The sequence below is a fragment of the Allobosea sp. GW821-FHT10B12 genome, assembly GCF_059415545.1.
On record NZ_JBWKNL010000003.1, the window covers coordinates 1 to 24626 of the forward strand.

Genomic DNA, 24626 nt, shown 5'->3' on the forward strand with positions numbered 1-24626 from the left:
TCCGCCAGCGAAATCACCCGCGACGACTTCGTCCCAGGCGCAGGCTCAAGCTCGTACAACGTGACCACCGGGCCGGGGCAGGCCTGAACCACCTCGCCACGAACGTTGAAGTCTTCGAGAATCCCTTCGAGCAGGCCGGAATTCTGCTGGATGATCTCGATCGGGATCGCGGTGGCGATCTGCGGCGGCTCGGCCAGGAACTCGATCGGCGGCAATTCGAAGCCCATCGACGCGATCGGCTTCGGCATTGGCATGGCCGCGCGCAGCTTCGGCGCCGCCGGCACGACCGAAACCTTCGGCGCTGCGGCCGCGGGCGCGACCTCCGCCTCGATGGCCTTCGGCACAGAAGCAGCGACCGGCGCGGCGGCGGGAGCGAGCTGGCCCATGATCCTGCGGCGTGGAGCCTGGGCCTTGGGCGCAGGCGCCGGGGCGACCGGCTCAGGAGCGGGCGCGACGACCTGCAGCGCAGGTGGCGTCAGGCTCAGCTCGAAACGATAGGGCTGGGTCCAGCCGAAGGTCATCGTCGCCGACGCAGGCGCGGGAATCGGAGCAGAAACCGGGCGCACCGGCTCAGCCACGACCATCGGCGCGATCGGTCGGGCCGCCTCCAGCGGCGCCCTCGCTGCGAGGACCGGCGGCGCGCTCTCGAACGCCGCCTCGTCCTCCTGCTCGGCGTCCGGGATGAACTCCCAGAAGGCCGCGTCGGAGAGGAAAGCGAATGGGGTCGAAACGGCCTCTGTCGAGCTCTCCTCCGGCAGAGGCGAATCAAGATCCGGCGCGATCAGCGCGTCTTCGCCCTCCCCCGCCATCTCAAGCTCGACCTCCGGCCCCAGCTCAGGCGCCGGCGCTTCGGGAGACCCACTACCCCAGACCTGCTGCAGCATGCGCTGGGGGGTGCGCCAATAGCGGACGCGGCCGGGATCGACAGGAGTTTCCGGCTCGGGCTCAGGCAGCGGAACAGCCACCTCGGCAGCGACGCGCTCGACCTCCTGCCGGCGGACCTTGTCAGGCGTGCGTCCGTAGCGGACGAGCCCTTGCGCGCTCTGTCCCGCGGAGGCGTGGAGATCAACCGGGGCAGGCACCGGAATATCAGCGAAATCAGAGAGTTGATCCGAGATCCGAGCCGTGGGAGAGGCGCTGTTCGTCTGGAGATTGCGATGGATTCGACGCATGATTTACGCAGGCCCGACACTCACTCGACTGGGCATCGAGAGGTACCGGCGCAGGGTTAACAGCCCCTGAATCCGCGCCGGAAATAGCTGTGGATCGTGGCCTGCGCCCTGCCCTCTCAATCGGCCTGGAAGGCGCCGATCATATAGCTCTCATTGCCGATTTCGGTGACGCGGCCCTTCACCTCGTAGCTCGCCAGATCGACGATCCAGACGACGCTGGAATTGGATTTGCCCTTCGGCGCCCCGGTGATCGCCGCATATTTCCCATCCGGCGTGATTGCGATGCCACGCGGTCGCGACGGCTCGCCACCCGGCGTCTTCAGCTCGACGCGCTTGATCGTCGCAGGCTGGCCGGCGAGCGCCTTGGCGACGTCGATGATGTCGATGTTGTTCGAGCGGAACTGCGTCGAGAGAATGCGCTTGCCGTCCGGCAGGAAGGCGGCGACGAAAGGCCGGGTCGGCGTCTTCCCGTCATCAGTACCGACAAGGACACGCGCCACCTCGGCCTTGCCGGGGTCGCTCAGCGCCTTCTCGACATCGACGATGCTGACGGTGTTGCCGGGCGTGTCGGTCTGGGCGTTCTCGCGCGAGGCATGGGCCACGAGCTTGCCATCCGGGCTGGTCGAGATGCCGAAGCCGCCAGCCTGGACCGGGATGCGCGCGACCTCCGCCCCGCTCTCGCCGGCGATCGCCTTAGATAGGCTCATCACCGTGATGTCGTCAGTGCCGCCATTGGCGCCGAAGATCGTGCCGCCGCCGAGCGGACTGATCGTAACGCCGTTGGTGTCGGGGAAGCAGCCGAATTTCGGATCGGGCGCGCGATGCGGCACCGGATTGGGCGGACAGGGGAAGCCCGGCTTGCCATAGGCCTGCTCGACCTTGCGGATGACCTTGTTGGTCGAGAGGTCGACGATGCTGAGATGGCGCCCGCCATCCTCGTCGCCCTCCTGCTCGGCATGGGCGAGGACCGCATGCTTGCCGTCTGCCGCGATGGCGAACCCGGTCGGGCCGAAACCGCCGGTCTCGATGTAGCCCTCGACCGCACCGAGCGTGCCGTTGCTGGCCGGATCGAGCGCCTTCTTGAGATCGATCACCGTCACCGTGCCGGCATGGCCGTGCTGGAAGGCGGCGGCTGCTTCCGGCGCGGTCCGGCCGGAATGATTGACGACATAGGCGCGGCGCTGATCCGGTGCGATCGCGATCGAGATCGGCTGGCCGCTCGACACCACGGTCTTGCCGTCCACCTGGATGTCCGGGGTGACGCGTAAGCGATTGACCACCGCCTTCGCCGTCCCGTCATTGGCCGGATCGATCGCCTTTTCGAGATCGATGACCAGGACGACATTGTCCCAGCGCCCGCTCGCGAGGAAATAGTCTTTCGCCATGGCCTGGTGTGCGCCTCCGATCGCGCAGAGCGCCAGCGTAGTCCCGAGAAGCCTCTTCGATAGCATGATCGTCCTCCCTCGGTGGTCCCGGTTCCGGGTTCGTCGTTCGCTATGTCGGCGTGCTTTGCTCCTTGAGGGCGGCATCCAGCACCCTGACGACATGCACGGCCTCGCGGCCGGCGCCGTCATGGATCTGGTGGCGGCAGCTGGTGCCGTCGGCGACGACGAGGTCGTCCGGCGCGGCCTTGCGCACTGCGGGCAGCAGCGAGAGCTCGCCCATCGCCAAGGAGACATCGATCGTCGCGGCGCCATAACCGAAGGCGCCGGACATGCCGCAGCAGCTCGATTCGATCGGCCTGACCTCGAGCCCCGGCACAGCGCGCAAAGTCTTCTCGACCGCACCCATCGCGTCGAAGGCCTTCTGGTGGCAATGCCCGTGCAGATGCGCGACGCGCCCGCTTTGGTCCTGCAGCGGCAGGCTGGTCCGGCCGGCAGCCATGTCGGCGGCCAGCAGCTCCTCGATCAGCAGCGCCGCCTTGGCCAGCGGCTCGACCTCCGCCTTCGGCAGCAACGCCCCGAACTCGTCGCGGAAGCTCATCAGGCAGGAGGGTTCGAGCCCGACGATCCGCGCGCCCTTGGCGACGAAGGGGGCGAGCGCATCGAGCGTGCGCCTCGCCTCGGCCCGGGCCTCGTCCACCAATCCAGCCGAGAGGAAAGTGCGCCCGCAGCAGAGCGGCCGCCCTCCCCCCGCAGCTTCGACGCGGTGCAGGCGATAGCCGCCGGCCTTGAGCACACGCTCGGCCGCCTCCAGGTTCTCACGCTCGAAATAGCGGTTGAAGGTGTCGCCGAAGAGGACGATGTCGCGGCCGTCGCCTTTAACGGCAGACAGGTTCGAGGGCGGAGCCGCCTCTCGCCAGGGCTTGCGCCAGACCGGCAGCGAGCGCCGTGCCGAGAAGCCGAGCCAGCGTTCGCTGAGCTTCGCCAGCAGCGGGATGCGGTCGCGCAGATTCATCAATGGCGCGAGCCTGGCGGCGAACGGCGCATAGCGCGGCAGATAGGCGATCAGCCGCTCCTTCAGCGGCAGGCCGTGCCTGGCATGGTAGTGATGCAGGAACTCGACCTTCATCCGGGCCATGTCGACGCCGGTCGGGCAGTCGCGCTTGCAGCCCTTGCAGGAGACGCAGAGATCGAGCGTCTCCTTCATCTCCGGCGAGGTGAAGGCGCCCTCCCCGAGTTGGCCGGAAATGGCGAGCCTGAGCGTATTGGCCCGGCCGCGGGTGAGATGCTGCTCCTCGCGCGTCGCCCGATAGGACGGGCACATCGTGCCACCCGCCATCTTCCGGCAGGTACCATTATTGTTGCACATCTCGACTGCGCCACCGAGGCCGCCCCAGTCGGACCAGTCGAGCGCGGTCTCAACCGGGACCGGCGTGGCGTAGCCCGGCGAAAAGCGCATCAGGCTGCGGTCGTCCATATGGTAGGGGCGGACGATCTTGCCGGGGTTGAGATGGTTGCCGGGATCGAAGCCGTCCTTGACCGCCTCGAAGGCGCGGGTCAGCGGCCCCCCGAACATCGGCTCGACGAAATCCGAGCGCGAGATGCCGTCGCCATGCTCGCCCGAGAACGAGCCCTTGAAGCGGCGCACCAGCTCGCAGGCCTCCTCGGCGATGCCGCGCATCGCCTTCACGCCGGCTTCCGTCTTCATGTTGAGGATCGGGCGGACATGCAGGCAGCCGACCGAGGCGTGCGCATACCAGGTGCCGCGCGTGCCATGCCGCTCGAACAGGGCGGTGACCGCGTCGGTATAGTCGGCGAGGTGCTCGAGCGGCACCGCGCAGTCCTCGATGAAGGAGACCGGCTTCCCGTCGCCCTTCATCGACATCATGATGTTGAGGCAGGCCTCGCGCACTTCCCAGACCGGCTTCTGTCTGCTGGGCTCGACGACCTCGACCACCGCATCGGGGAAGCCGTGATCGGCCATGCACTGGTCGAGCCGCTTCAGGTCCCGCTTCAGCTCGGCGAGATCGTCGCCGGCGAACTCGACCAGCAGCAGGCAGTTCGGCTTGCCCTTGGTGATGTCGGCGAGGGTGCGCACGAAGAGCGGGATGTCGGCGCCGAGCACCAGCACATTGTTGTCGACGAGCTCGACCGCGACCGGCCCGAGCGCGACGATGTGCTGCGTCGTCTCCATCGCGGCGCGGAAGTTCGGGAAATGGCAGACGCCCATGACGCGGTGCTGCGGCAGGGTCGAGAGTTTCAGCGTCGCCTGCGTCGTCAGCGCCAGCGTGCCTTCCGACCCGACCAGCAGATGCGACAGGTTCGGCCGCGGCACGATCAGCTCGTCGAGGTTATAGCCGCCGACGCGCCGCTGCACCTTCGGGAAGATCGCCTCGATCTCGTCGCGATGGCCATCAGCGAGCGCCAGCATCTGCTCCATCAGCGCTCGCGCCCGCGGCGAGGCATTGTCGCCGACCGGCCCCTCGCCGAGCGCGAAGGGCTCGCCGTCATGGAACATCGCCTTCAGCGCGATGACATTGTCGACGGTCTTGCCATAGCGCAGCGATCGCGCGCCCGACGAGTTGTTGCCGACCATGCCGCCGATGGTGCAGCGGCTCGCCGTCGAAGGCTCGACCGGGAAGAACAACCCGTCCTTCTTCACGTGGCCATTGAGCGCTTCCAGCACGATGCCGGGTGCGACCGAGACCGTGCGGGCGGCCGGATCGTAGTCACGGATCGCGTTGAAATGCCGGCTCATGTCGAGGATCAGCGCATCGCCGATCGGCTGGCCGTTCTGCGAGGTGCCGCCGCCGCGCGCGATCACCGGCACGCCATGCTCGGCGGCAATCGTCAGCGCCGCGGCGATGTCGGCTTCGCTCTTCGGGAAGGCGACGCCCTGCGGGACGATCTGGTAGATCGAGGCGTCGGTGGCGTAGCGCCCGCGGGTGAAGGCGTCGAAACGCACCTCCCCTTCCAGCGCCTGCGACAGCTTGCGTTCGAAGCCGAGATTGCGGCTGTGCGGGCGCGGCAGCGCGGCCTGCGTCATCGGGTGGCCTCGGCGGTCTCGGCGTTGGCACGGCCGCGGCCCCGCAGCGCGGCAATCGCATCACTGGCCGGCCCCCAGCAGAGCAGCAGCAGAGCGAGCACGACCAGCGTCGCGACCAGCCCGTTTGCCCAGAAGATGCCGAGCGAGCCGCCCGAGCCGAGCAGCGCCTGGCGGAAGGCATCCTCGGCCCTGTCGCCCAGCACCAGCGCCAGGATCATCGGGGCGAGCGGATAGTCGAGCTTCTTGAAGACATAGCCGACCACACCGAAGATCAGCATCAGCCAGATGTCGAAGATCGAGTTCGAGATCGTGTAGGCGCCGATCGCACAGACGATCAGAATCACCGGCGCGACGAAGGAGAACGGGATCCGCATGATCGCGGCAAAGAGCGGCACCGTCGCCAGCACGATGATCAGCCCGGCGAGATTGCCGAGATACATCGAGGCGATCAGGCCCCAGACGAAATCCTTCTGCTCGACGAAGAGCATCGGCCCGGGCTGCAGTCCCCAGACCAGCAGGCCGCCCAGCAGCACTGCCGCCGTCGCGGAGCCGGGAATGCCGAGCGCCAGCATCGGCAGCAGCGCGCTGGTGCCGGCAGCATGCGCCGCGGTCTCCGGCGCCAGCACGCCCTCGATCTCGCCCTTGCCGAAATTCTTGCCCTGCCGGGAGAAGCGCTTGGCGAGGCCATAGCCCATGAAGGAGGCGGCGATCGCGCCGCCCGGCGTCACGCCCATCCACATGCCGACGATCGCTGAGCGCAGCAGCGTCGCCCAATAGCGCGGCAGTCCGGCCCAGGTCCGCAGCACGACCATCAGGTCGATCTTGGCCTGCTTGCCCTTGAACACCAGCCCTTCCTCGACCGTCAGCAGGATCTCGCTGACGCCGAACAGGCCGATCACCACGATCAGGAAGTCGAAGCCGCGCATCAGCTCGGTCGAGCCGAAGGTCATGCGCAGATCGCCTGAGATCGAATCGAGGCCGACCGCCGCGAGCAGGAAGCCGATGCAGAGTGCGGCGATGATCTTGGCGCGGTTCTCCCGGCCCATGCCGATGAAGGAGCAGAAGGTCAGGAGAAAGACGGCGAAGAACTCGGCCGGGCCGAATTTGAGGGCGAACTGCGCGACCAGCGGCGCGACGAAGGTGATCAGCACCACGCCCGAGAGCGCGCCGATGAAGGAGGCGGTGAAGGCGGCCGTCAGCGCTTCCGCCGCCCTGCCCTGCACTGCCATCGGATAACCGTCGAAGGTGGTCGCGACCGACCAGGCCTCGCCCGGGATATTGAACAGGATCGAGGTGATGGCGCCGCCGAACAGCGCGCCCCAGTAGATCGACGACAGCAGGATGATCGCCGAGGTCGGGTCCATGCCGAAGGTCAGCGGCAGCAGGATCGCGACACCGTTCGGCCCGCCGAGGCCAGGCAGCACCCCGACGATGATGCCGAGGATGACGCCAACAGCCATGAAGCCGATATTGTGCCAGGAGAGCGCGACCTGGAAGCCGGCGATGAGGGAGGCAAGATCGTCCATTCGCTGACCCTCAATAGCCGAGCGCAGCTTCCAGCGGGCCCTTCGGCAGGGGCACGCGGAACTGCAATTCGAAGACCCAGAAGCAGATGACCGGCACGACCAGCGCCGTGATCAGGATCGACCACCAGCGCGAAGTGCCGACCACCGCCATGAAGGCGATGATGAAGATCGCCGAGGCGACATAGATCCCGAGCGGCTGGATCAACGCCACGAACAGAACGAGCGGCCCCAGCACTCTGACGACCTGGCGCAACTGCTCATAGGTGACGAAGATCCCGTCCGGCCGGCGGAAGGACTGCCAGAGGATGAAGAGCGAGGCGGCGAGGAAGATCCAGCCGACGCGGGCCGGGAAGAAGCCGTTCTGCGGGCCGCCATCCCAGCCGGCGCCGCGGCCATGCGAGTCGTAGAGCACGATGCCCGCGAGCCCGATCAGCAGCAAGGCGGTTGCGATCTCGACCGGGCGGCGCGAGATGCCGCGCTCCGGCGCTTCGGTTTCACTAGGGCTCGACATTATTCCGTCCCCTCCCATGTCATCCCGGACAAGCCGCATCAGCGGCGCCGATCCGGGATCCATGCCGGAACAGTTCAGGAATGGATCCCGGGTCTTCGCTTCGCTGCGCCCGGGATGACCCGGACTGGAGGCGGCAAAGGTTCACGTCGCGTCGAGTGGTCTCACTTCGCCATGAAGCCGGCCTCGGCCATCAGCTTCTCGTGCTTCTGCTCGTCCGCCTTGAGGAAGGAGACGAAGGCCTCGCCGTCGCGGTAATCCGCCGCCAGCGCATTGCGGGCGAGATAGTCCTTCCACTCCGGCGTCTCGGAGACCTTCTTGAACAGGTCGACATAGAAGGCCTGCTGCTCCTTGCTGACCTTGCCGGGCATGAACATGCCGCGCAGCATCTGGTAGCTGACATTCAGCCCCTGCGAGGCGCAGGTTGGGATGTCGGCCCAGGACTGCCCGTCCGCAACCTTCTCGCTATAGGCCATCTTCTGCTCGGAGAAGACACAGAGCGGACGCGTGGCACCACCGCGCCAGTTGGCGAGATCCTCGGCCGGGTTGTTGGTGGTGGCCTCGACATGCCCGCCTGACAATTGCGTCGAGGCCTGGCCGCCGGAGGTGTAGGGGATGTAGGCGAACTTGGTGCCGCCCTGCTTCTCCATGGCGAAGACGATCAGGTTGTCCTCGCGCTTGGACGAGGTGCCGCCGATCTTCAGCGCCGGGCTCGCGGCTTTCGCCGCCGTCATGAAGTCGCCGGCGCTCTTGTAGGGCGATTTGGCGTTCACCCAGAGCAGGAAGGAATCCTGTGCCAGCATCGCGACCGGGGTGTAGTCGGTCCAGTTCAGCGCCAGCTTGGTCGCCATCGGCGTCATGAAGATGCCGCTCGAGGTGGTGATCAGCTTGTGCGCATCGCCGACCGATTTCTGGATGTCGAGCATGCCCTCGGCGCCGCCGGCCGCCGGCTTGTTGACGACGATAATCGGCTGCTTGGTGAATTGCTGCTTCTGGATGATGCCCTGGATCGTCCGCGCCATCTGGTCGGACGCCCCGCCCGCCGAGAACGGCACCACGATCTCGATCGGCTTGTTCGGCTCCCAGGCGGCTGCGGGCCCGATGCCGACGGTCAGAATTGCGGTCGCGGCCAACCAGTGCTGCTTCATGATCGCTCCCTCCAATGATTGCGCTCTAACGGCGCGATGCAGGGACCTTAGACCAAAAATTTTTGCATTCAATCCAAAATTTCAGAAATAAAAAAATGAGCACGATCTTTGCTGCGTGCGCCTCACGGCGAGTGCAGCGAACCAATCCAGAGGCGCAAACTCCGCCACCCCTGGATCGCTTCGTCGCCCAGGCTCCTCGCAATGACGGTCAGGCCGAAGCCTGCGCCGCCTTCTGCTTGTTGCGCAGATGCAGGAACAGGATGTCGGAGAGTTCCGAGCCGGCGCGCCGGCGCAGCGCATCGAGGATCGCCTCGTGCTCGCGCATCGCCTCGCCCCAGCGGTCGCGGTCCTTGGCGAGATTGGCCGAATAACGCACCCGCCGGATCCGCCCGGCGAGACCCGCATAGGTCGCGGACAGCGTCGCATTGCCGGCCGCTGCGACGATCAGCTGATGGATCAACTGATTGCAGTGGAAATAGCCATGCATGTCGCGGCGCAGGTAAAACCGGTACATTTCGTGATGAACCCGCTCGATTTCGGCGAACTCCGCCTCCGAAATCCGCTCGCAGGCCAATCGCCCGGCCAGCGCCTCGAGCCCACCCATCACGTCGAAGAGCTCGCGAATATCCTCGGGGCTGAGCTGGCGCACCCGGGCGCCACGATTGGGCAGGAGCTCGATCAGCCCCTCCGCCGCCAGCACCTTGAGCGCCTCGCGCAATGGCGTGCGCGAGATGTTGAAGCGCTCGCACAGCGCCCGCTCCGGGACGCGCGCGCCATCGGCGAGATTGCCCTCGACGATGAAGTCGCGCAGCGCGACCAGCAGCCCCTCATGCAGCGAGGCGACCGGCCTCGCAGCCTCGGCCAGCGCCGGCCCCTGCTCGTCGAGGGTATCGAGAAATGGCTCGCTCATGCATCATCGCTAAGTCGGCTCGCGCCCATTGTCGAGCCCGATCACGCATTATTAGCATACAACAAGGCGATTGATCTTTCAAAAAATGAATGCAAAATATCAACCAGCGGCGCAACAGCGCCCGGCCCCCTGGGAGGAATAGAACATCATGCAAGGGCGTCACTTCCTGCACATTCCCGGCCCGAGCCCGATTCCGGACCGGATCCTGCGCGCCATCGCCATGCCGATCATTGACCATCGCAGCGCCGAATTCGCTGCGCTCGGCAAAACGGTGCTGGAGGGCAGCAAGGCCGTCTTCAAGACGAAGCAGCCGGTGGTGATTTACCCCTCCTCCGGCACCGGCGCCTGGGAAGCCGCGATCGTCAACACGCTTTCGCCCGGCGACACCGTGCTGATGGCCGAGACCGGCCATTTCGCGACATTGTGGAAGAATATCGCCACACGCTTCGGCATCGAAGTCGAGTTCATCCCGGGCGACTGGCGCCGCGGCGCCGATCCGGCCGCGATCGAGGCACGCCTCGCCGAAGACAAGGCCCGCAAGATCAAGGCGGTGATGGTCGTCCACAACGAGACCTCGACTGGCGCGACCAGCCGTGTCGCCGAGATCCGCAAGGCGATCGACGCCGCCGGCCATCCGGCTTTGTTCATGGTCGACACCATCTCCTCGCTCGCCTCGGTCGATTACCGCCACGACGAATGGCAGGTCGACGTCACTGTCTCGGGCTCGCAGAAGGGACTGATGCTGCCGCCCGGCCTCGGCTTCAACGCCGTCTCGGAGAAGGCGCTCGCGGCTTCGAAGACCAATACGCTGCCGCGCTCCTTCTGGGACTGGGAGGATATGATCAAGATCAACGCTGGCGGCTTCTTCCCCTACACGCCGGCGACCAACCTCCTCTACGGGCTGAAGGAGGCGCTCGCCATGCTGCAGGAGGAAGGGCTCGATCAGGTCTTCGCCCGCCATCAGCGCCTCGGGAGCGCCTGCCGCGCCGCGGTCAAGGCCTGGGGGCTGGAGGTGCTCTGCGAGAACCCGGCCGAGCAGTCGCCGGTCCTGACCGGCGTGCTGATGCCGCCGAGCCATGACGCCGATCGCTTCCGCAAGATCGCACTGGAGAAGTTCAACATCTCGCTCGGCTCCGGCCTCGGCAAGGTCGCCGGCAAGGTCTTCCGCATCGGCCATCTCGGCGAGTGCAACGAGCTCGCTCTGCTCGGCGCGCTTTCCGGCGTCGAGATGGGCCTGGCGGCTGCAGGCGTGCCCCATCGCAGCGGCGGCGTTTCGGCGGCGATGGCCGATCTCGAAGGCGCTGAAGCTGGCAACCAGGCCAAGGCCGTAGCCTGAGCTTCACAGAGAGCAGCCTAACACGCCCCGTCATGCTCGGCCTTGTGCCGAGCATCCACGTCTTGAACACCGCGCTCGATCGAGGAAGCTAAGGCGTGGATGGTCGGGACAAGCCCGACCATGACGGCCGTATAGGACCAAGAGCTAGTCGACCTCGGCCACTTCAGCCACCTTCGCCCCCTGCCCCCGCGCTGCCTTCAGCAGGTTGCTGCGCAGCCTGACCACGGCCTTCTGCACCACCGGAAAATCCTCGCCGAGTCCGGCCGCCGCCACCAGGTTCATCGGCAGCGCCTTCTCGCGCAGCTTCCGCCCCTCCGGCGTCAGGCTGACGCGCACCTGTCGCTCGTCGGCCGGATCGCGCTGGCGGCGGATATAGCCGAGCGCTTCGAGTTTCTTCAGAATCGGGGTCAGCGTGTTCGACTCCAGGAACAGCTTCTCGCCGAGGCTGCCGACGCTCTGGTTGTCCTCCTCCCAGAGCGCGATGATCGCGATGTACTGGGTGTAGGTCAGCCCGAGCTCATCGAGGATCGGCTTGTAGGCGCGGCCATAGGCCAGATTGGCCGAATAGATCGCAAAGCAGAGGAAATCCGCGAGTCTGGGCACCTTCGGATCGTTCGGGGTCGGAGCGGACATGGCCGGGCCTCGTCGTGAGCGCGTCATCGTCACCCCAATATATATCGCATCCGATTAAATCGGAAGGCTTGACATCGAGTGAGCCGCTTACATATAAAATCGCATCCGATTAGATCGAACACGATCTAAAAGCACAAGGAAGCTCGACATGTCCCAGACCGACAAGGTTCTCTATACCGGCCGCACTCACACCACCGGTGGTCGCGACGGCGCCGCCCGCAGCTCGGACGGCCGCCTCGAGGTCAATCTGACCTCGCCCGGCGCGCCCGGCGCCGGCACCAATCCCGAGCAGCTCTTCGCCGCCGGCTGGTCGGCCTGCTTCATCGGCGCGATCGGTTTGGCAGCGCGCGAGCGCAAGGTCGCGGTTCCCGCCGAGACCGCGGTCGATGCCGAGGTCGACCTGCGCCATGGCGAGCGCGGCTATTTCCTGCAGGCCCGCCTGAACGTCGCCCTGCCGGGGCTGGATAGCGACACGGCTCGCGCCCTGGTCGATGCCGCCCACCAGACCTGCCCCTATTCCAAGGCCACCCGCGGCAACATCGACGTCGAGATCAACCTCGTCTGACCCTACCGGAAGGCGCCGGCGGAGATCTCCGCCGGCGCCTTCCGTCCCCAGTTACGTTTCCCGCGCAGAAGGCACCCCACCATGGACAAGACCTCCGAAACCATCGATCCCAGCCGCCGCCTCTTCGTCGGAGCGATGGCGACAGCGCTCGCCGCAGCCGGGCTCGGCCCCGGCCAGCCGGCGTTGGCGGCGTCGCCCGCCCTGTCTTCCTTCGGTGCACTCAAGCAGATCGACGCTGGCGTGCTCCGCGTCTCCTACGCCGAACAAGGCCCGGCCGATGGTCCGGTCGTCATCCTGCTGCATGGCTGGCCCTATGACATCCACACCTATGTCGATGTCGCCCCGCTCCTGGCGGCCAAGGGCTATCGGGTCATCGTGCCCTCTCTGCGCGGCTATGGCGAAACCCGCTTCCTCTCGCAGCAGACGCCGCGCAACGGCCAGCAGGGCGCGCTCGCCGTCGACGTGATCGCGCTGATGGATGCGCTCAAGCTCGACAAGGTGCTGCTCGGCGGCTGCGACTGGGGCGCGCGCACCGCCTGTATCGTCGCGGCGCTCTGGCCCGAGCGCGTCAAGGGCCTGGTCTCGGTCAGCGGCTACCTGATCGGCAGCCAGAAGCTGAACGAGGCCCCGCTGCCGCCGAAGGCCGAACAGCAATGGTGGTACCAGTTCTATTTCGCCACCGAACGGGGCGCGGCCGGCTACGCGAAGAACACCCGGGATTTCGCCCGCCTGATCTGGGAGACCGCCTCTCCCAAGTGGAAATTCGACGACGCGGTCTTCGCGCGCTCGGCAACAGCCTTCGACAATCCCGACCATGTCGCGATCTCGATCCACAATTATCGCTGGCGCCTCAGCCTGGCGCAGGGCGAGGCGCAGTTCGATGCGCTGGAGGGCAAGCTCGCCGCCTTCCCGGTCATCACCGTGCCGACCTTCACCCTGGAAGGCGACGCCAACGGCGCGCCGCACCCCGACCCGGCCATCTATGCGAAGAAGTTCTCCGGCTGGTACCGGCACCGGACGCTCGATGGCGGCATCGGCCACAACCTGCCGCAGGAAGCTCCGGCCGCCTTTGCCGATGCCATCAACGCGGTCGATCGCACCTGAAGCGGCTTTGCCGACAGCGGCTCGGGAGGGTTACCCGAGCCGTTACCGGATGCCTACAAATGTGAGGAATTCCCGAGGGCCGCCTTTACCCCTCTTCCCTATGATCCCAAGCGATTTTAGGGAGGAATTGATGGCCTTGAAAATGATGCTCGCCGGAGCCGCCGCGATGATGCTGCGGCAGATTCCGTTGGCCGCCCCGGTCGAGCAAGCGCCGCTGGTGGCTCGCGGCATGGACGATCTGCCTTTGGAGCCCTCCCCGATCGAGCCCTCCTGGATCATCTCGGGCGAACCGTTCGCGCGTGTCGGCCTGCATTCGCGCGCCGGCGACGATGCCGCCTCGACCGCCATGTGGGACTGCACCGCCGGCGAGTTCCGCTGGTTCTTCGACTGGGACGAGACGGTCGTGATCCTCGAAGGCGAGGTCCACGTCACCGCGCAGGACGGCTCGCAGCGTACGCTGCGCCAGGGCGACATCGCCTACTTCGCCGGCAAGACCTGGGCGACCTGGCGGATCGACAAGTACGTCCGCAAGATCGCCTTCTGCCGCAAGCGCTTCCCCGCTCCGGTGGCGCTCGCCTATCAGCTGCGCAACATGCTGCGCGGCGACAAGGGATCGCAAGGCGGCCTCGCCGCCTGACGCATCGAGACACAGGGCAGCTTCCCCGCAAAATCGCCCCACCGAGCCGGCGCCCAGCGCCGGCTCGCGCGTGTTCGCATCAGGCAAAACATTACCTAACGTTATGAAGGCAAAATTTATTCAGAGCCAAGCAGTATAAGAGGTTCACCTAACGCGAAAACAAAAGCATGAATTGCATGCGTAGGTGATCATGAAACGAATTGCCTCCCGATAAGATTTCATTAACCACGCACGTCCATTCTCCAACCTCAGGCACACGCCTTGAGGGAAGTGGTTACGACACACCGCCACGGGTAGAAAAAGGGGGGGAGCATGCGCTCGATATGGATCGCACCGCTGATCGGCATGCTGGCGAGCGGCGCGAATGCCGCGACTGCGACGAGCACCTTCCAGGTCCAGATCAACATCCAGGCAGCCTGCACGATCGCCAGCGCCACCAACATGGATTTCGGAAACGTCGGCGTCCTCGCCAGCAGCGTCGATTCCACCAGCACGATCACCGTCCAGTGCACCGCGACGACGCCCTACACCATCAGCCTCAATGCCGGCCTCCACGGCGGCAGCGTGACGACGCGGCAGATGAACGGCGCCGGTGGCGCGGTGAACTACTCCCTGTCGCGTGACCCGGCCCGGACACTGAACTGGGGCGAGACGATCGGGACCGATACCATAGCCGGAACCGGGGCCGGCACTGCCCAGGCCTTTACCGTCTACGGCCGGGTGCCAGCACAAGCGACGCCGAGCCCGGCCCTCTACACCGACACCATCACCGTAACCGTCACCTACTGATCACTGCCGGCATCGCCGGCGCCACCGAGCTCTTCACCGATCCAGTCCAGGGCGGGCCACGCAGCCGTGGCCAATGGCGAACTGCGCCCATCGCCGGAGGAGGATGCGATGAGATATGGCTTCGCCTCGGCCATCGCCTGCGGTCTGGCCACGACAATGGCGTCGGCCGCCTCGCTGCAGGTTGCTCCTGTCCTGCTGGACGTGCCCGCTCCGGGCGCCGCCACGACGATCACGCTCCGCAACACGGATACGCAACCCATCGCCGCGCAGATCCGGGTGTATCGCTGGGTCCAGGCCGGCGGCGAGGAGCGGCTCGAACCGACCAGCGACGTCGTCGCCAGCCCACCGCTCGTCGAATTGCGCGCGCGTCAGGACTATACGGTGCGCGTGGTCCGGACCGTCAGGCGTGCCGTGGCCGGGGAAGAGGCCTATCGCCTCGTCATCGACGAATTGCCCAAGCCGCAGCAGCGCACGGGCACGATCTCGCTCGTGCTGCGCCACGTCGTCCCGGTCTTCTTTGCCAGCCAGGGCACCTCACGCTCGGATGTGACATGGGGTATCAGCAGGCACGGCCAGCACCTCGTCCTCAACGCCAGGAACCGTGGCGACACCCATCTGCGGCTGTCGGCGGTCAGCATCCGCGATGCATCCGGCAAACTCATCGGCGCCAACAAGGGGCTGGTCGGCTACGCGCTCGGACAAGGCACGATGAGCTGGCCACTTCCGACGACGGGGCCCTTGCCGCGCGCGGGCAGCAAGGTCTCGATCAACGGCTCCGGCGAAACCGGTCCCTTCAATGCGACCGCGCTCGTTCAAACGGCCCCTTAGCCGTTGGCTGGTGGTTTTGCTGGTCAACGCCAATCTCCTCCTGGCGCCTCGCAGCGATGCGGCTGCCGAGACGCGCGCGCGGGACCTCCAGCTCGACGTCTCCCTCGGTGGCTATTCCGTCGGCCTCATCGGCGCGTTCCACCAAAGTGAAACGGGCGCCCTGTCGGCACGCCGCAAGGAACTGGAGGAGCTCGGGATCAGGGTCCCGCAGCAGTTTCGACCCGACGATGACGTGCCGCTCTCCGCCATTCCCGGCCTTACCCATCGCTACGACGAAACTGCGCAGCGGATCGATCTCGCGGTGCCCGACGCCTATCGGAAGCCCAAGACCTATGACGCGATGCCGCAGCCGGATGCGCCGGCCAAGGCGGGGCAGGCAACGACCGGCGCCGTCCTCAACTATACGCTTTTCGGCAGCTCGAGCGGCGCCCAGCTCTATGATTTCTGGCGCTACCCCAGCCTGTCCGCCAGCCTGGATGGACGCCTCTTCAGCCCCCTCGGCGTGCTGTCGCAGACCGGGATCGTCGCCAACCGTTCGCTCACCACGGACAAGGCCGACATCCTGCGGCTCGACACGAGCTGGAGCTATTCCGATCCGGCCACGCTTCTGACCTATCGGGCCGGCGACACCATCTCCGGCGGCCTCGCCTGGACTCGCCCGGTCCGGCTCGGAGGCCTGCAGATTCAGCGCAATTTTGGGCTGCGGCCGGACCTTGTCACCTTGCCCCTGCCGAGCATAGACGGCAGCGCCGCCGTGCCCTCCACGGTCGACGTCTTCGTCAACGGCATCCGTACCATCTCGCAAGATGTCGATTCAGGGCCGTTCCGCATCAACAACGTGCCGATCCTCTCCGGCAACGGCAACGCCAACGTCGTCGTGCGGGACGCATCCGGCCAGCAGACCGAGACGACCCTGCCCTTCGCGGTATCGGGCAAGCTGCTGCGGCCGGGGCTGAGCGATTTTTCCGCCGAGATCGGCATGCCGCGCCTGCAATACGGGCTGCGCTCCAGCCTCTACGCCCAGGACCCAGCCGGCTCGGGCAGCGCGCGCTACGGGCTGAGCGATCGCGTCACTCTGATGGCGCATGGGGAAGGGTCCCGCAACTTCGGCAATGCCGGGTTGGGCGCCGTGGTCGGGCTCGGGCCGGTCGGGCTCGTCAGCGCCGCGGGCGCCGGGAGCTGGCGGAACGGAGCGACGGGCGGTCTCGCTTACCTCGCCTTCGAGACCCGCCTCGGCGGCTTCTCCTTCTTTGCCTCGAGCCAGCGCAGTTTCGGCGACTATCATGACCTCGCCTCCGCCACGGCTTCGCCATCGGCACTCGGTACGCTCGCATTCAACACGTCGAGCAACACCGCTGCCTCCTCCACCGATCCGCGCGGCTGGTCCTGGCTTCAGCTGCCGCCGCGTGCGGTCGATCGCATCTCTATCGGCTTGCCCGCACCTTTCATTGGCGGCGGGCTCAATCTCGGCTTCGCCCAGCTCAAGGAGGTCGGCGGGCGCACAAGCCGCATCGTCAACGCGAGCTATTCGCGCGCCCTGCCCCGGGGCGGATCGTTCTACACCACGGTGTACACGGACCTGGCGACGCGCGGCACGGCCGGCATCTTCGCCGGCTTGTCCTTCCCATTCGGCAGCAACATCACATCCTCGGCCGGCTTCACCCGGTCCGGCGGCTCCTGGGCGCTCGCAGCCGACCTGAGCCAGCCGATCCAGCAGGAGCCGGGCAGCATCGGCTGGCGCCTGCGTGACGTCGAAGGCGCCGGCAGCCAGCGCTACCGCTCGGCATCCGTCGCTTATCGTGGCAATTACGGCCAGGTCGAAGGCGGCATCTCGCAGAGCGCCGGGCGTATCGCAGGAACGGCGCAGCTCGACGGCGCGCTGGTCGCGGCCGGCAGCAGCCTCTTCCTCGCCAACCGCATCGACGACGCTTTCGCCATCGCCAGGGTCGGCGCTGCCGATGTCGATGTTCTCCACGAGAACCGCGTCGTGGCGCGCACCGGCACGAACGGAACGGCGCTGATCCCCAATCTGCGCTCCTATCAGTCCAATCGGATCTCGATCGACCCGCGCGGGCTGCCGGTCACCTCCCTGGCCGAAACGACGCAGGAGGTCGCAGCGCCGCCGGACAGGGCCGGCGTCGTGGTCGATTTCGCGGTTCGCTCGGCCGTAAACGCCGCGGTCGTCATTCTCCATGGGCGCGACGGCAGGCCCCTGCCGGCCGGCACGCGCGGCGCCCTTCAGCCGGGCCTGCGCGGCGTTGCCAGCCCGGCGCCGGATTTCATCGTGGGATATGACGGGCGCGCCTTTGTCGAGCATCTCGGCACCGACAACGAGATCCGCATCCGCCTCGCTGACGGCGAATGCAGCGCACGCTTCCCATTCGCCTCCCAGGAGGGCGTACAGGTCACGATCGGGCCCGTCCCATGCCGATGAGCTTGCCGCTCCATCGCGCCATGGCTTGCCTTGCGCTCATCCTGATCGGCATGCTCGCCGCGACAGGGCATGTCGCAGCCCAGTCCTGCTCTCTGAGCATCACGCCGATGGTCTTCAGCCCGATCGACGTGACGGCCAATGCCCAGGTCGATGCGACGGCAACCGCGACCGTCACCTGCACCGGCCTGCCACTGCAGCTCGTCGGGATCTGCATCGATCTTGGTCCGGGCACTGGCGGTGCCACCGATGCGACGAACCGTTTCATGGTCAATGGCGCACAGCAGCTACGCTATGGGCTCTACAGCACCGGCATGACGCCCTGGGGTTCGAGCAGCTGGGCCGGCGGCTCGGCCAATCCGGTGGGCTTCAATATCGTGCTCTCGGCCGGCGGCACCGGCAACCGTGTCGAAACCATCACCGGCCGCGTCCATAGCGGCCAGCCCACCGCGGCTCCCTTGAGCTATCTCAGCACCTTCACCGGCCTGGACGCCCGTATCCGCTACGGACTTCTGTCGTTCCTGCTCGGTTGTAATCTCCTGACCAACTCTCAAACCACGACGTTCAACATCACTGCCAACGTCCCGCCGACCTGCCGGGTGACGACGAACCTGCTCGACTTCGGCAATGCCGGCGTCCTCGGCAGTGCTCGGGATGCCGCAACCAGCCTGACGCCGACCTGTACCAACGGGACGGCCTATCAGGTCGGGCTCGACGGCGGCCTCGCCAGTGCCACCAATCCGACGCAGCGGCGCATGTCGAAAGGGGCGGAGTTCGTCACCTACGGGCTCTATCGCGATGGCGCCCGGACGCTGCCCTTCGGCAACACAATGGGGGTCGATACGCTGGTCGGGACCGGCTCGGGCCTGGCCCAGACCGTCACCATCCACGGTCGCGTCCCGTCGCAGGCGACGCCGTCTCCCGGCCTCTACGCGGATACCATCGTCGCAACGGTCGTGTACTAGGCATCGGCACGCCGCGCCCCGCAGCGAGCGAGGAACCGGGCGGTTTGCCTCCACTGTCGCAAATCACGGCGAAGCGCAGGTGGCGACGCGCAAAGCCATCCCGTTAGCGACAGAGCGCCCGGATACTGCTTCTCGTCGATGTCAGGAAGATTTCGTGGTGGGTGATGTAGGGCTCGAACCTACGACCCGCTGATTAAGAGTCAGCTGCTCTACCAACTGAGCTAATCACCCATACGCCACGAAGACGTTGTCGGCGAGGCGTGGACCGCGTCCCGACGGCCGGCGATGTAGCAAACACCCCCGGCCCTGTCCACCCGTTTGCGACAGAAATATGCAAACTCGTTTGGGATAATGTCGGCGCACCTCGCGACGAGGCAGTGAAAGACCTGCCGTGCGGGGGCACGGCAGGCTGCTTTCCAAGGATTTCAGGCCGCGCTGCGGCGGTTGAGCAGATGGTAGAGCGCGATCGCGGCGAAGGTCGCCGTGCCGATGCCCCCGAGCTCATAGCCGAAGATCGGCAGCTTGAGGTCGCCGGCGCCGAGAATCAGCGCAGTCGCCACCGTCAGCAGGTTCTTCGGCTCGGAGAAGTCGACCTTGTTCTCGACCCAGATCCGGCCGGCGGTCGCGGCGATCAGGCCGAAGACGACGACGGCAAGACCACCCAGCACCGCCACGGGAATCGTGCCGATCACCGCGCCGAACTTGGGCGAGAAGCCGAGCAGGATGGCGATCACGCCGGCGGCGACGAAGACCAGCGTCGAATAGACCCGCGTCACCGCCATCACGCCCATGTTCTCGGCATAGGTGGTGACGCCGGTGCCGCCGCCGGAGCCCGCGATCATCGTGCCGATGCCGTCGGCGAAAAAGCCCCGCCCGATCAGCCCGTCGAGATTGCGCCCGGTCATCACCGAGATGCCCTTGATGTGCCCGAGATTCTCCGCGACCAGGATGATCGCGACCGGCACGATCAGCGCGATCGCCTTCGGATCGAATACCGGCGAAACGAAGTTCGGCAGGCCGAACCAGGCAGCCGCGGCGACCTTGCCGAAATCGACAGGCGGCGCGCCGAAACTCGTCGCCGTCGCGGCATAGAGGATATAGGCCGCGAGCCCGCCGATCAGCACCGGCAGGCGCTGCACCAGGCCATGGCCGTAGACCGCGATCAGCGCCACCGCGACCACCGTGAACAGCGCGATCCATTTGGTGTAGGCGCTGGCCGAGATCATGTTCATCGCGACCGCGGTCAGGTTGAGGCCGATCGCGGCGACGACCGCGCCGGTCACCACCGGCGGCAACAGGGTCTCGATCCAGCGCGTGCCGACACCCTGCACGATCAGCCCGATCAGCGCATAGACCGCGCCGCAGGCGATGATGCCGCCGAGCGCGACCGGCAGGTTGGCATTGGGGCCGGTGCCGGCATAGCCGGTCGCGGCGATGACGACGCCGATGAAGGCGAAGGAGGAACCGAGATAGCTCGGCAGCCGCCCGCCGGTGATGACGAAGAACAGCAGCGTCGCGATCCCGGAGAAGAAGATCGCGACGTTCGGGTCGAAGCCCATCAGGATCGGCGCCAGCACGGTCGCGCCGAACATGGCGACGACATGCTGGAGGCCGGCGATGATCGTCTGCCCGGTCGGCAGGCGCTCGTCCGGCATGACATCGCCGGAGGTCTTCAGCGTCCAGTTCGGAAAATAGCCAGCCATCGTCCCGCTCCCAGCCATCGCGCCTGCGCGCACCGGAAGCGAATAGTGGCAAGAATCGGGCCTGCGCCAAGCGAGCCGCGCACGCCGTCCACCGCAAAACCGCGATTCAGGCGGTGAGTCGCTCGGAAACCGACCTGACGAAGCGGTTGAGGTTCTCGGCGAGGCCGGCGGCGACGGTGCCGACCGCGGCCGAGCGCGTGTTCATCTCGTCGACCGAAGCGCCGACGCGCTCCATGGCTTGCAGGGCCTCCGCTGCGAGCTTCAGCGCCGCTTCGATCTCGTCCGTGGTCGCCTGGGCGTCCTGGGCGATCCCCTCGCTGACGGCGAATTGCTGCGTGACGGCGCCGGCGACCGCGGCTGTGTTCCCGGCCATGCCGGAGACCGATTGATCGATCCGCGCCATCGCATCGACGCAGCGCGAGGTCGCCTGCCGGATTGCCTCGATCCGGCTGCCGATCGCCTCCGTCGCCCCGCTGGTCTGGGCGGACAGCGACTTCACCTCGCTCGCCACGACGGCAAAGCCGCGGCCGGCCTCGCCGGCACGCGCCGCCTCGATGGTCGCGTTGAGCGCAAGCAGATTGGTCTGCGCCGCGATCTCCGAGATCAGGCCGACGACGGAGCCGACTTCCGACACGAGAGCGGCGAGGCCTTCGATGGTCCGTCGCGCCTCTCCCGCCGCTGCGACCGTGTCGGCTGCGATGTCGGCGCTCTCCCGGGTTCGCCGGTCGATCTCGCCGATCGACTGGCGCAATTGCCCGATCGAAGCGACCGTCTGCGTCGCGCGCTCGCGTACTTCGGTCCAGCTCTGCCGACTGGCCTCGGTAGTCTCGCCCGCACGGTGCGAGGCTGCCGCCGAACTGGCTGCGACCCGGCTCAGCGTCGCCGCGGCCTCCTCCGTCTCGCTCGAGACCTGCTCGACCTGCTGGCGGAAATCATCGGCGAGCGCAGCGATATCCGTCACATAGCGCGTCGTCCGCTCGGCCCTCATCGCATGGATGTCACCGAGCGCATTGACCAGGTCGACGATCAGGAACTCCGCGAGCTTGACGCAATCGCGCGCTGTCCGCCGCGACGAGAAACGGTGCCGCCGCGCGATCTCCGGAAAGACCGAGCGGATCGCCGTCATCGCCAGGACCGCATGCGTGCGCGGGCCGAAGGGCGAGGCCGTCTCGCACAGCACGGCCCGCCGCAGCGATGCCGCATACGCCTCGTCGAATTGTCCCTCGAACAGCGTGCGGGCGTGCTGCGCCATCTCGGTGCGCAAGTCCGCTCCGTGCGCGCGTGAGGCGGCTCCCATGGTCGGGTGCGCATCGAGTCGCTCGAAATGCAGCGCCATTGCGGCGTCGATCGCCGCATCCAGCGTCGAGGCGAGTTCCCTGGCGAGCCTCAGCGTCGCATCGTCGACGCCGAAGATGGCCAGGCGCGAATTGGGCGCCGCGGGCGCGAACAGGGAATCTCTTTGCGTCTCGTCGGCCATCGCGCAGGCTCGTGTCTGACGCCAACGCTGCCTGCGAATGGTTAAGGAAGGGCCTAGAGATCCAACCGGGCCGCTGCGCTCGGCCGATGCGAGGTTTGCGATCAGGGAGCGGTCACGCCGAAGGCGCGGTAGCGTTCCTCGGCCTTCGCATCGAGCGCCTGCGCCTTGGCGAAGTCGGCCGCCGCTTCGGCCGCATCGCCACGGCGCTGATGCGCGAGGGCGCGGCCATACCAGGCCTGGCCGAGGCGGGCGTCGAGCGACAGCGCCCGGTCGAAATCGGCGATCGCCGCATCGGTCTGGCCGAGCGCCGTCCGCAGGGCGGCACGCGCTACCCAGCCATCCGGATCGGCTCGGTTGGCCGCGACCGCGGCGTCCAGATCGGCCAGCGCCCGCTCGTATTCGCGGGCATGCTGCAGCAGCAGCGCTCGGTTGAGCAGGGCCGCGGCGTTGGCGGGCGCGACCGCCACGACATCGTCATAGGCCTTCAGTGCGGCGCTGAGCTGGCCGCGCGCCGTCAGCGCCCGCGCCCGCTGGAACAAGGCCTCGATCGAGCGCGGCTCGCTGCGCAGCGCCGCTTCCGCATCGGCTTGGGCCGCCGCGAAGGCACCATTGCGGAAGCTCAGCCGGGCACGCTGCACCAGCGCCGCCGGGTTCTGCGGTTCGAGCAGCAAGGCCGTGGCAAGATCGGTCCGCGCCTGCACCTCGCGCTGCGGCTGGCCGATGCTGAACTGGGCTCGGCGGATCAAGCGCGGCACATCGAAGGCGTCGAGCGCGAGCGCCGCATCGAGCGCCACGAGCGGGTTCGCCGGTACCGGCAGGGCCGGAGCCGGCTGCACCTGAGGCCGCAGCGCGCGATAGACGCCGCGCAGTGCCGCACGTTCCTGCTCATAGGTATCACCTGCGCTCCGCAGCAAGCCTGCGAGGCGCGCCGGCCAGACCTCGATCGAGCGGCCGAGCGCCGGCAGCAGCTCTTCGCGGCGCTCGAGCGCTCCTTCATGCTCCGGATCGACCATGAGCAGCGCGCCATAGGCGGCGGTAGCGGCGCTGCGATCGCCGCGAATCTCCTGCGCCAGGCCGAGGCCGAACAGCGTGGCGCGGTCCTGCGGCTTCAGCGCCAGCGCGGCGCGATAGGCTTCCAGTGCCGGCGCAGGCCGGCCGAGCGCCAGCAGCGCATCGCCGCGCATGCCGTGCCAGGCTCCGGCGTCATGGCCGGGTCCAGCCCGGTCGAGATCGCGCAGGGCCTTGTCGTTGCGCCCGAGCTGCAGCAGCAGCTGGGCGCGATTGCGCAGCGCATTGCCGTCCCCCGGCACGAGCGCAATGGCCCGGTCGAGATCGCGCAGCGCCTCCTCGCGCCGGCCGAGCCCGGCGAGCAGGCCGGCACGATTGTTGAGGCCGAAGGCGGCCTGCGGTTGGACCGTGAGCAGCCGATCATAGGCCGCGACCGCCTCTTCGGTGCGGCCGGTCCGCTGCAACAGGAAGGCACGACGGGACAGCGACGCCTCGTGCCGTGCATCGAGCCGCAGCGCGCGCTCGTAGCTGGCGAGCGCCGGGCCGTCATGGCCGAGCGCCTCGAAAGCCCGCCCGCGCTCCAGCCAGACCTGCACGACCGTCGGCTCCAGCCGCAAGGCGCTGTCGAAGGCAGCGATTGCCTCGCGCGGCCGTGTCAGCGCCATGAGCGAGAGGCCGCGGCGGTAGTGATAGGAGGTAACCTCCGGTTCGAGCGCGAGCGCAGCATCGAAATCGACCACCGCCGCTTCGTGCTCGCCCTCGTCCTGCAGGAACCGCCCCCGTGCCCCTCGCGCCCAGCTATTGGAAGGGTCGAGCGCGATGGCCCCGTCGAGATCGGCGCGGGCCCCGGCGATGTTGCCGGCGCGCTCGCGCAGCAGGGCCCGATCGGCCAGAAGGGTCGCGCGCCCGCCGATGACCATCGCCCGCTCGATCAACGCCGCGGCTTCGACATGCCGGCCGAGTTCGGACAGCGTATGCGCCCGGCCACGCAGGGCCGCCAGGTGATTCGGCACGGCCTTGAGCGCGGCGTCGAAATCGCGCAGCGCCTCGGTGAGAGCATTCTCGGCCTCGGACAGCCAGCCGCGGCTGGCGAGCAGATCGGCCCGAATCGCGCGGTTGAGCTCGCCGGTCAGGCTCTCGTCGCAGGCTGCCCGCCGTTCGGCGCCGCCGGCCTCGATCGCGCCCATGCACAAGCGGACGCGTTCCTGCGCGCGCTCTGCCTGTCCCGGCGTGGAGGCGGGCCCATAGGCTGCGACGGGCTGCGCGCTCAGCACGGCCAAGACGCCCATCGGCAGCAGGCGCAGCAACTTCATCGACAACATCTCGCGGTGGCTCCCCCAGCCGAGATGATGAGATCGGCAAAGGGCCTGGAAGGTCCAGTGGTCGCTGTGCCGGCCAAGCAAAAATTGAGCCGGTGTGCCGCGGTCACAACACCAGGCCAAGGTGATGCCTTCCGGC

Annotated in this window: 19 protein-coding genes and 1 tRNA gene; 8 read left to right on the forward strand and 12 right to left on the reverse strand. The window is 67.3% G+C overall.

Annotation, left to right across the window (positions count from 1 at the left end):
* The 7 genes from AC07O0_RS09765 to AC07O0_RS09795 all read right to left on the reverse strand — a co-directional run.
* Positions 1-1082, reverse strand: a 1082-nt coding sequence (locus AC07O0_RS09765) for a DNA translocase FtsK (protein WP_494622397.1), incomplete at its 3' end; no start/stop codon positions are given.
* Between the two features lie 206 nt (positions 1083-1288).
* A complete protein-coding gene (locus tag AC07O0_RS09770) occupies positions 1289-2623 on the reverse strand; it encodes a YncE family protein (protein WP_494622399.1) in 1335 nt (444 codons plus the stop codon).
* Between the two features lie 43 nt (positions 2624-2666).
* Positions 2667-5600 carry an FAD-binding and (Fe-S)-binding domain-containing protein gene (locus AC07O0_RS09775; protein ID WP_494622401.1) on the reverse strand — a complete coding sequence of 978 codons (2934 nt, stop codon included), beginning with the start codon at positions 5598-5600 and terminating at the stop codon, positions 2667-2669.
* Complete coding sequence (locus tag AC07O0_RS09780; RefSeq protein ID WP_494622403.1) at positions 5597-7126, reverse strand: tripartite tricarboxylate transporter permease; 1530 nt, start codon at positions 7124-7126, stop codon at positions 5597-5599. The genes AC07O0_RS09775 and AC07O0_RS09780 overlap by 4 nt, the downstream gene beginning before the upstream one ends.
* 10 nt (positions 7127-7136) lie before the next feature.
* Complete coding sequence (locus tag AC07O0_RS09785) at positions 7137-7637, reverse strand: tripartite tricarboxylate transporter TctB family protein (protein WP_494622405.1); 501 nt, start codon at positions 7635-7637, stop codon at positions 7137-7139.
* A 161-nt stretch (positions 7638-7798) separates the two neighbouring features.
* Positions 7799-8782, reverse strand: a complete 984-nt coding sequence (locus AC07O0_RS09790; RefSeq protein ID WP_494622407.1) for a Bug family tripartite tricarboxylate transporter substrate binding protein — start codon at positions 8780-8782, stop codon at positions 7799-7801.
* 208 nt (positions 8783-8990) lie between these two features.
* Positions 8991-9692, reverse strand: coding sequence for a GntR family transcriptional regulator (locus AC07O0_RS09795; RefSeq protein WP_494622409.1), 702 nt, complete (start codon positions 9690-9692; stop codon positions 8991-8993).
* A 148-nt stretch (positions 9693-9840) separates the two neighbouring features.
* Between AC07O0_RS09795 and AC07O0_RS09800 the strand changes: the two genes are divergently transcribed.
* The gene (locus tag AC07O0_RS09800) at positions 9841-11028 is read left to right on the forward strand and encodes a pyridoxal-phosphate-dependent aminotransferase family protein (RefSeq protein ID WP_494622411.1); all 1188 of its coding nucleotides are present in this window, start codon (positions 9841-9843) and stop codon (positions 11026-11028) included.
* 144 nt (positions 11029-11172) lie between these two features.
* On the opposite strand, the gene AC07O0_RS09805 is transcribed toward AC07O0_RS09800, so the two are convergent.
* Positions 11173-11661, reverse strand: a complete 489-nt coding sequence (locus AC07O0_RS09805; RefSeq protein ID WP_494622413.1) for a MarR family winged helix-turn-helix transcriptional regulator — start codon at positions 11659-11661, stop codon at positions 11173-11175.
* A 148-nt stretch (positions 11662-11809) separates the two neighbouring features.
* Here AC07O0_RS09805 and AC07O0_RS09810 point away from each other — a divergent pair, with 148 nt between their 5' ends.
* The 7 genes from AC07O0_RS09810 to AC07O0_RS09840 all read left to right on the forward strand — a co-directional run bounded on the left by AC07O0_RS09810 (position 11810) and on the right by AC07O0_RS09840 (position 18980).
* Complete coding sequence (locus tag AC07O0_RS09810; protein WP_494622415.1) at positions 11810-12226, forward strand: organic hydroperoxide resistance protein; 417 nt, start codon at positions 11810-11812, stop codon at positions 12224-12226.
* A gap of 81 nt (positions 12227-12307) precedes the next feature.
* Positions 12308-13330 (forward strand): alpha/beta fold hydrolase, encoded by a 1023-nt coding sequence (locus AC07O0_RS09815; protein ID WP_494622417.1) that lies wholly within the window; start codon positions 12308-12310, stop codon positions 13328-13330.
* Between the two features lie 130 nt (positions 13331-13460).
* Entirely contained in the window at positions 13461-13967 is a 507-nt protein-coding gene (locus AC07O0_RS09820) for a cupin domain-containing protein (RefSeq protein ID WP_494622419.1), read from the forward strand.
* Positions 13968-14279: 312 nt separating this feature from the next.
* On the forward strand, positions 14280-14756 hold the full coding sequence (locus AC07O0_RS09825; protein WP_494622421.1) for a Csu type fimbrial protein: 477 nt from the start codon (positions 14280-14282) through the stop codon (positions 14754-14756).
* Between the two features lie 66 nt (positions 14757-14822).
* On the forward strand, positions 14823-15584 hold the full coding sequence (locus AC07O0_RS09830; protein WP_494622423.1) for a fimbrial biogenesis chaperone: 762 nt from the start codon (positions 14823-14825) through the stop codon (positions 15582-15584).
* A gap of 10 nt (positions 15585-15594) precedes the next feature.
* Positions 15595-18018 (forward strand): fimbria/pilus outer membrane usher protein, encoded by a 2424-nt coding sequence (locus AC07O0_RS09835; protein WP_494622425.1) that lies wholly within the window; start codon positions 15595-15597, stop codon positions 18016-18018.
* Entirely contained in the window at positions 18009-18980 is a 972-nt protein-coding gene (locus AC07O0_RS09840; RefSeq protein ID WP_494622427.1) for a Csu type fimbrial protein, read from the forward strand. The genes AC07O0_RS09835 and AC07O0_RS09840 overlap by 10 nt, the downstream gene beginning before the upstream one ends.
* Positions 18981-19135: 155 nt before the next feature.
* On the opposite strand, the gene AC07O0_RS09845 is transcribed toward AC07O0_RS09840, so the two are convergent.
* From AC07O0_RS09845 to AC07O0_RS09860, 4 genes are all read right to left on the reverse strand, one after another.
* A tRNA-Lys gene (locus tag AC07O0_RS09845) sits at positions 19136-19211 on the reverse strand.
* Between the two features lie 194 nt (positions 19212-19405).
* Positions 19406-20683, reverse strand: a complete 1278-nt coding sequence (locus AC07O0_RS09850; RefSeq protein WP_494622429.1) for a solute carrier family 23 protein — start codon at positions 20681-20683, stop codon at positions 19406-19408.
* A 106-nt stretch (positions 20684-20789) separates the two neighbouring features.
* Entirely contained in the window at positions 20790-22160 is a 1371-nt protein-coding gene (locus AC07O0_RS09855) for a methyl-accepting chemotaxis protein (protein WP_494622431.1), read from the reverse strand.
* A gap of 101 nt (positions 22161-22261) precedes the next feature.
* A complete protein-coding gene (locus AC07O0_RS09860; protein ID WP_494622433.1) occupies positions 22262-24481 on the reverse strand; it encodes a tetratricopeptide repeat protein in 2220 nt (739 codons plus the stop codon).
* Positions 24482-24626: the final 145 nt, after the last annotated feature.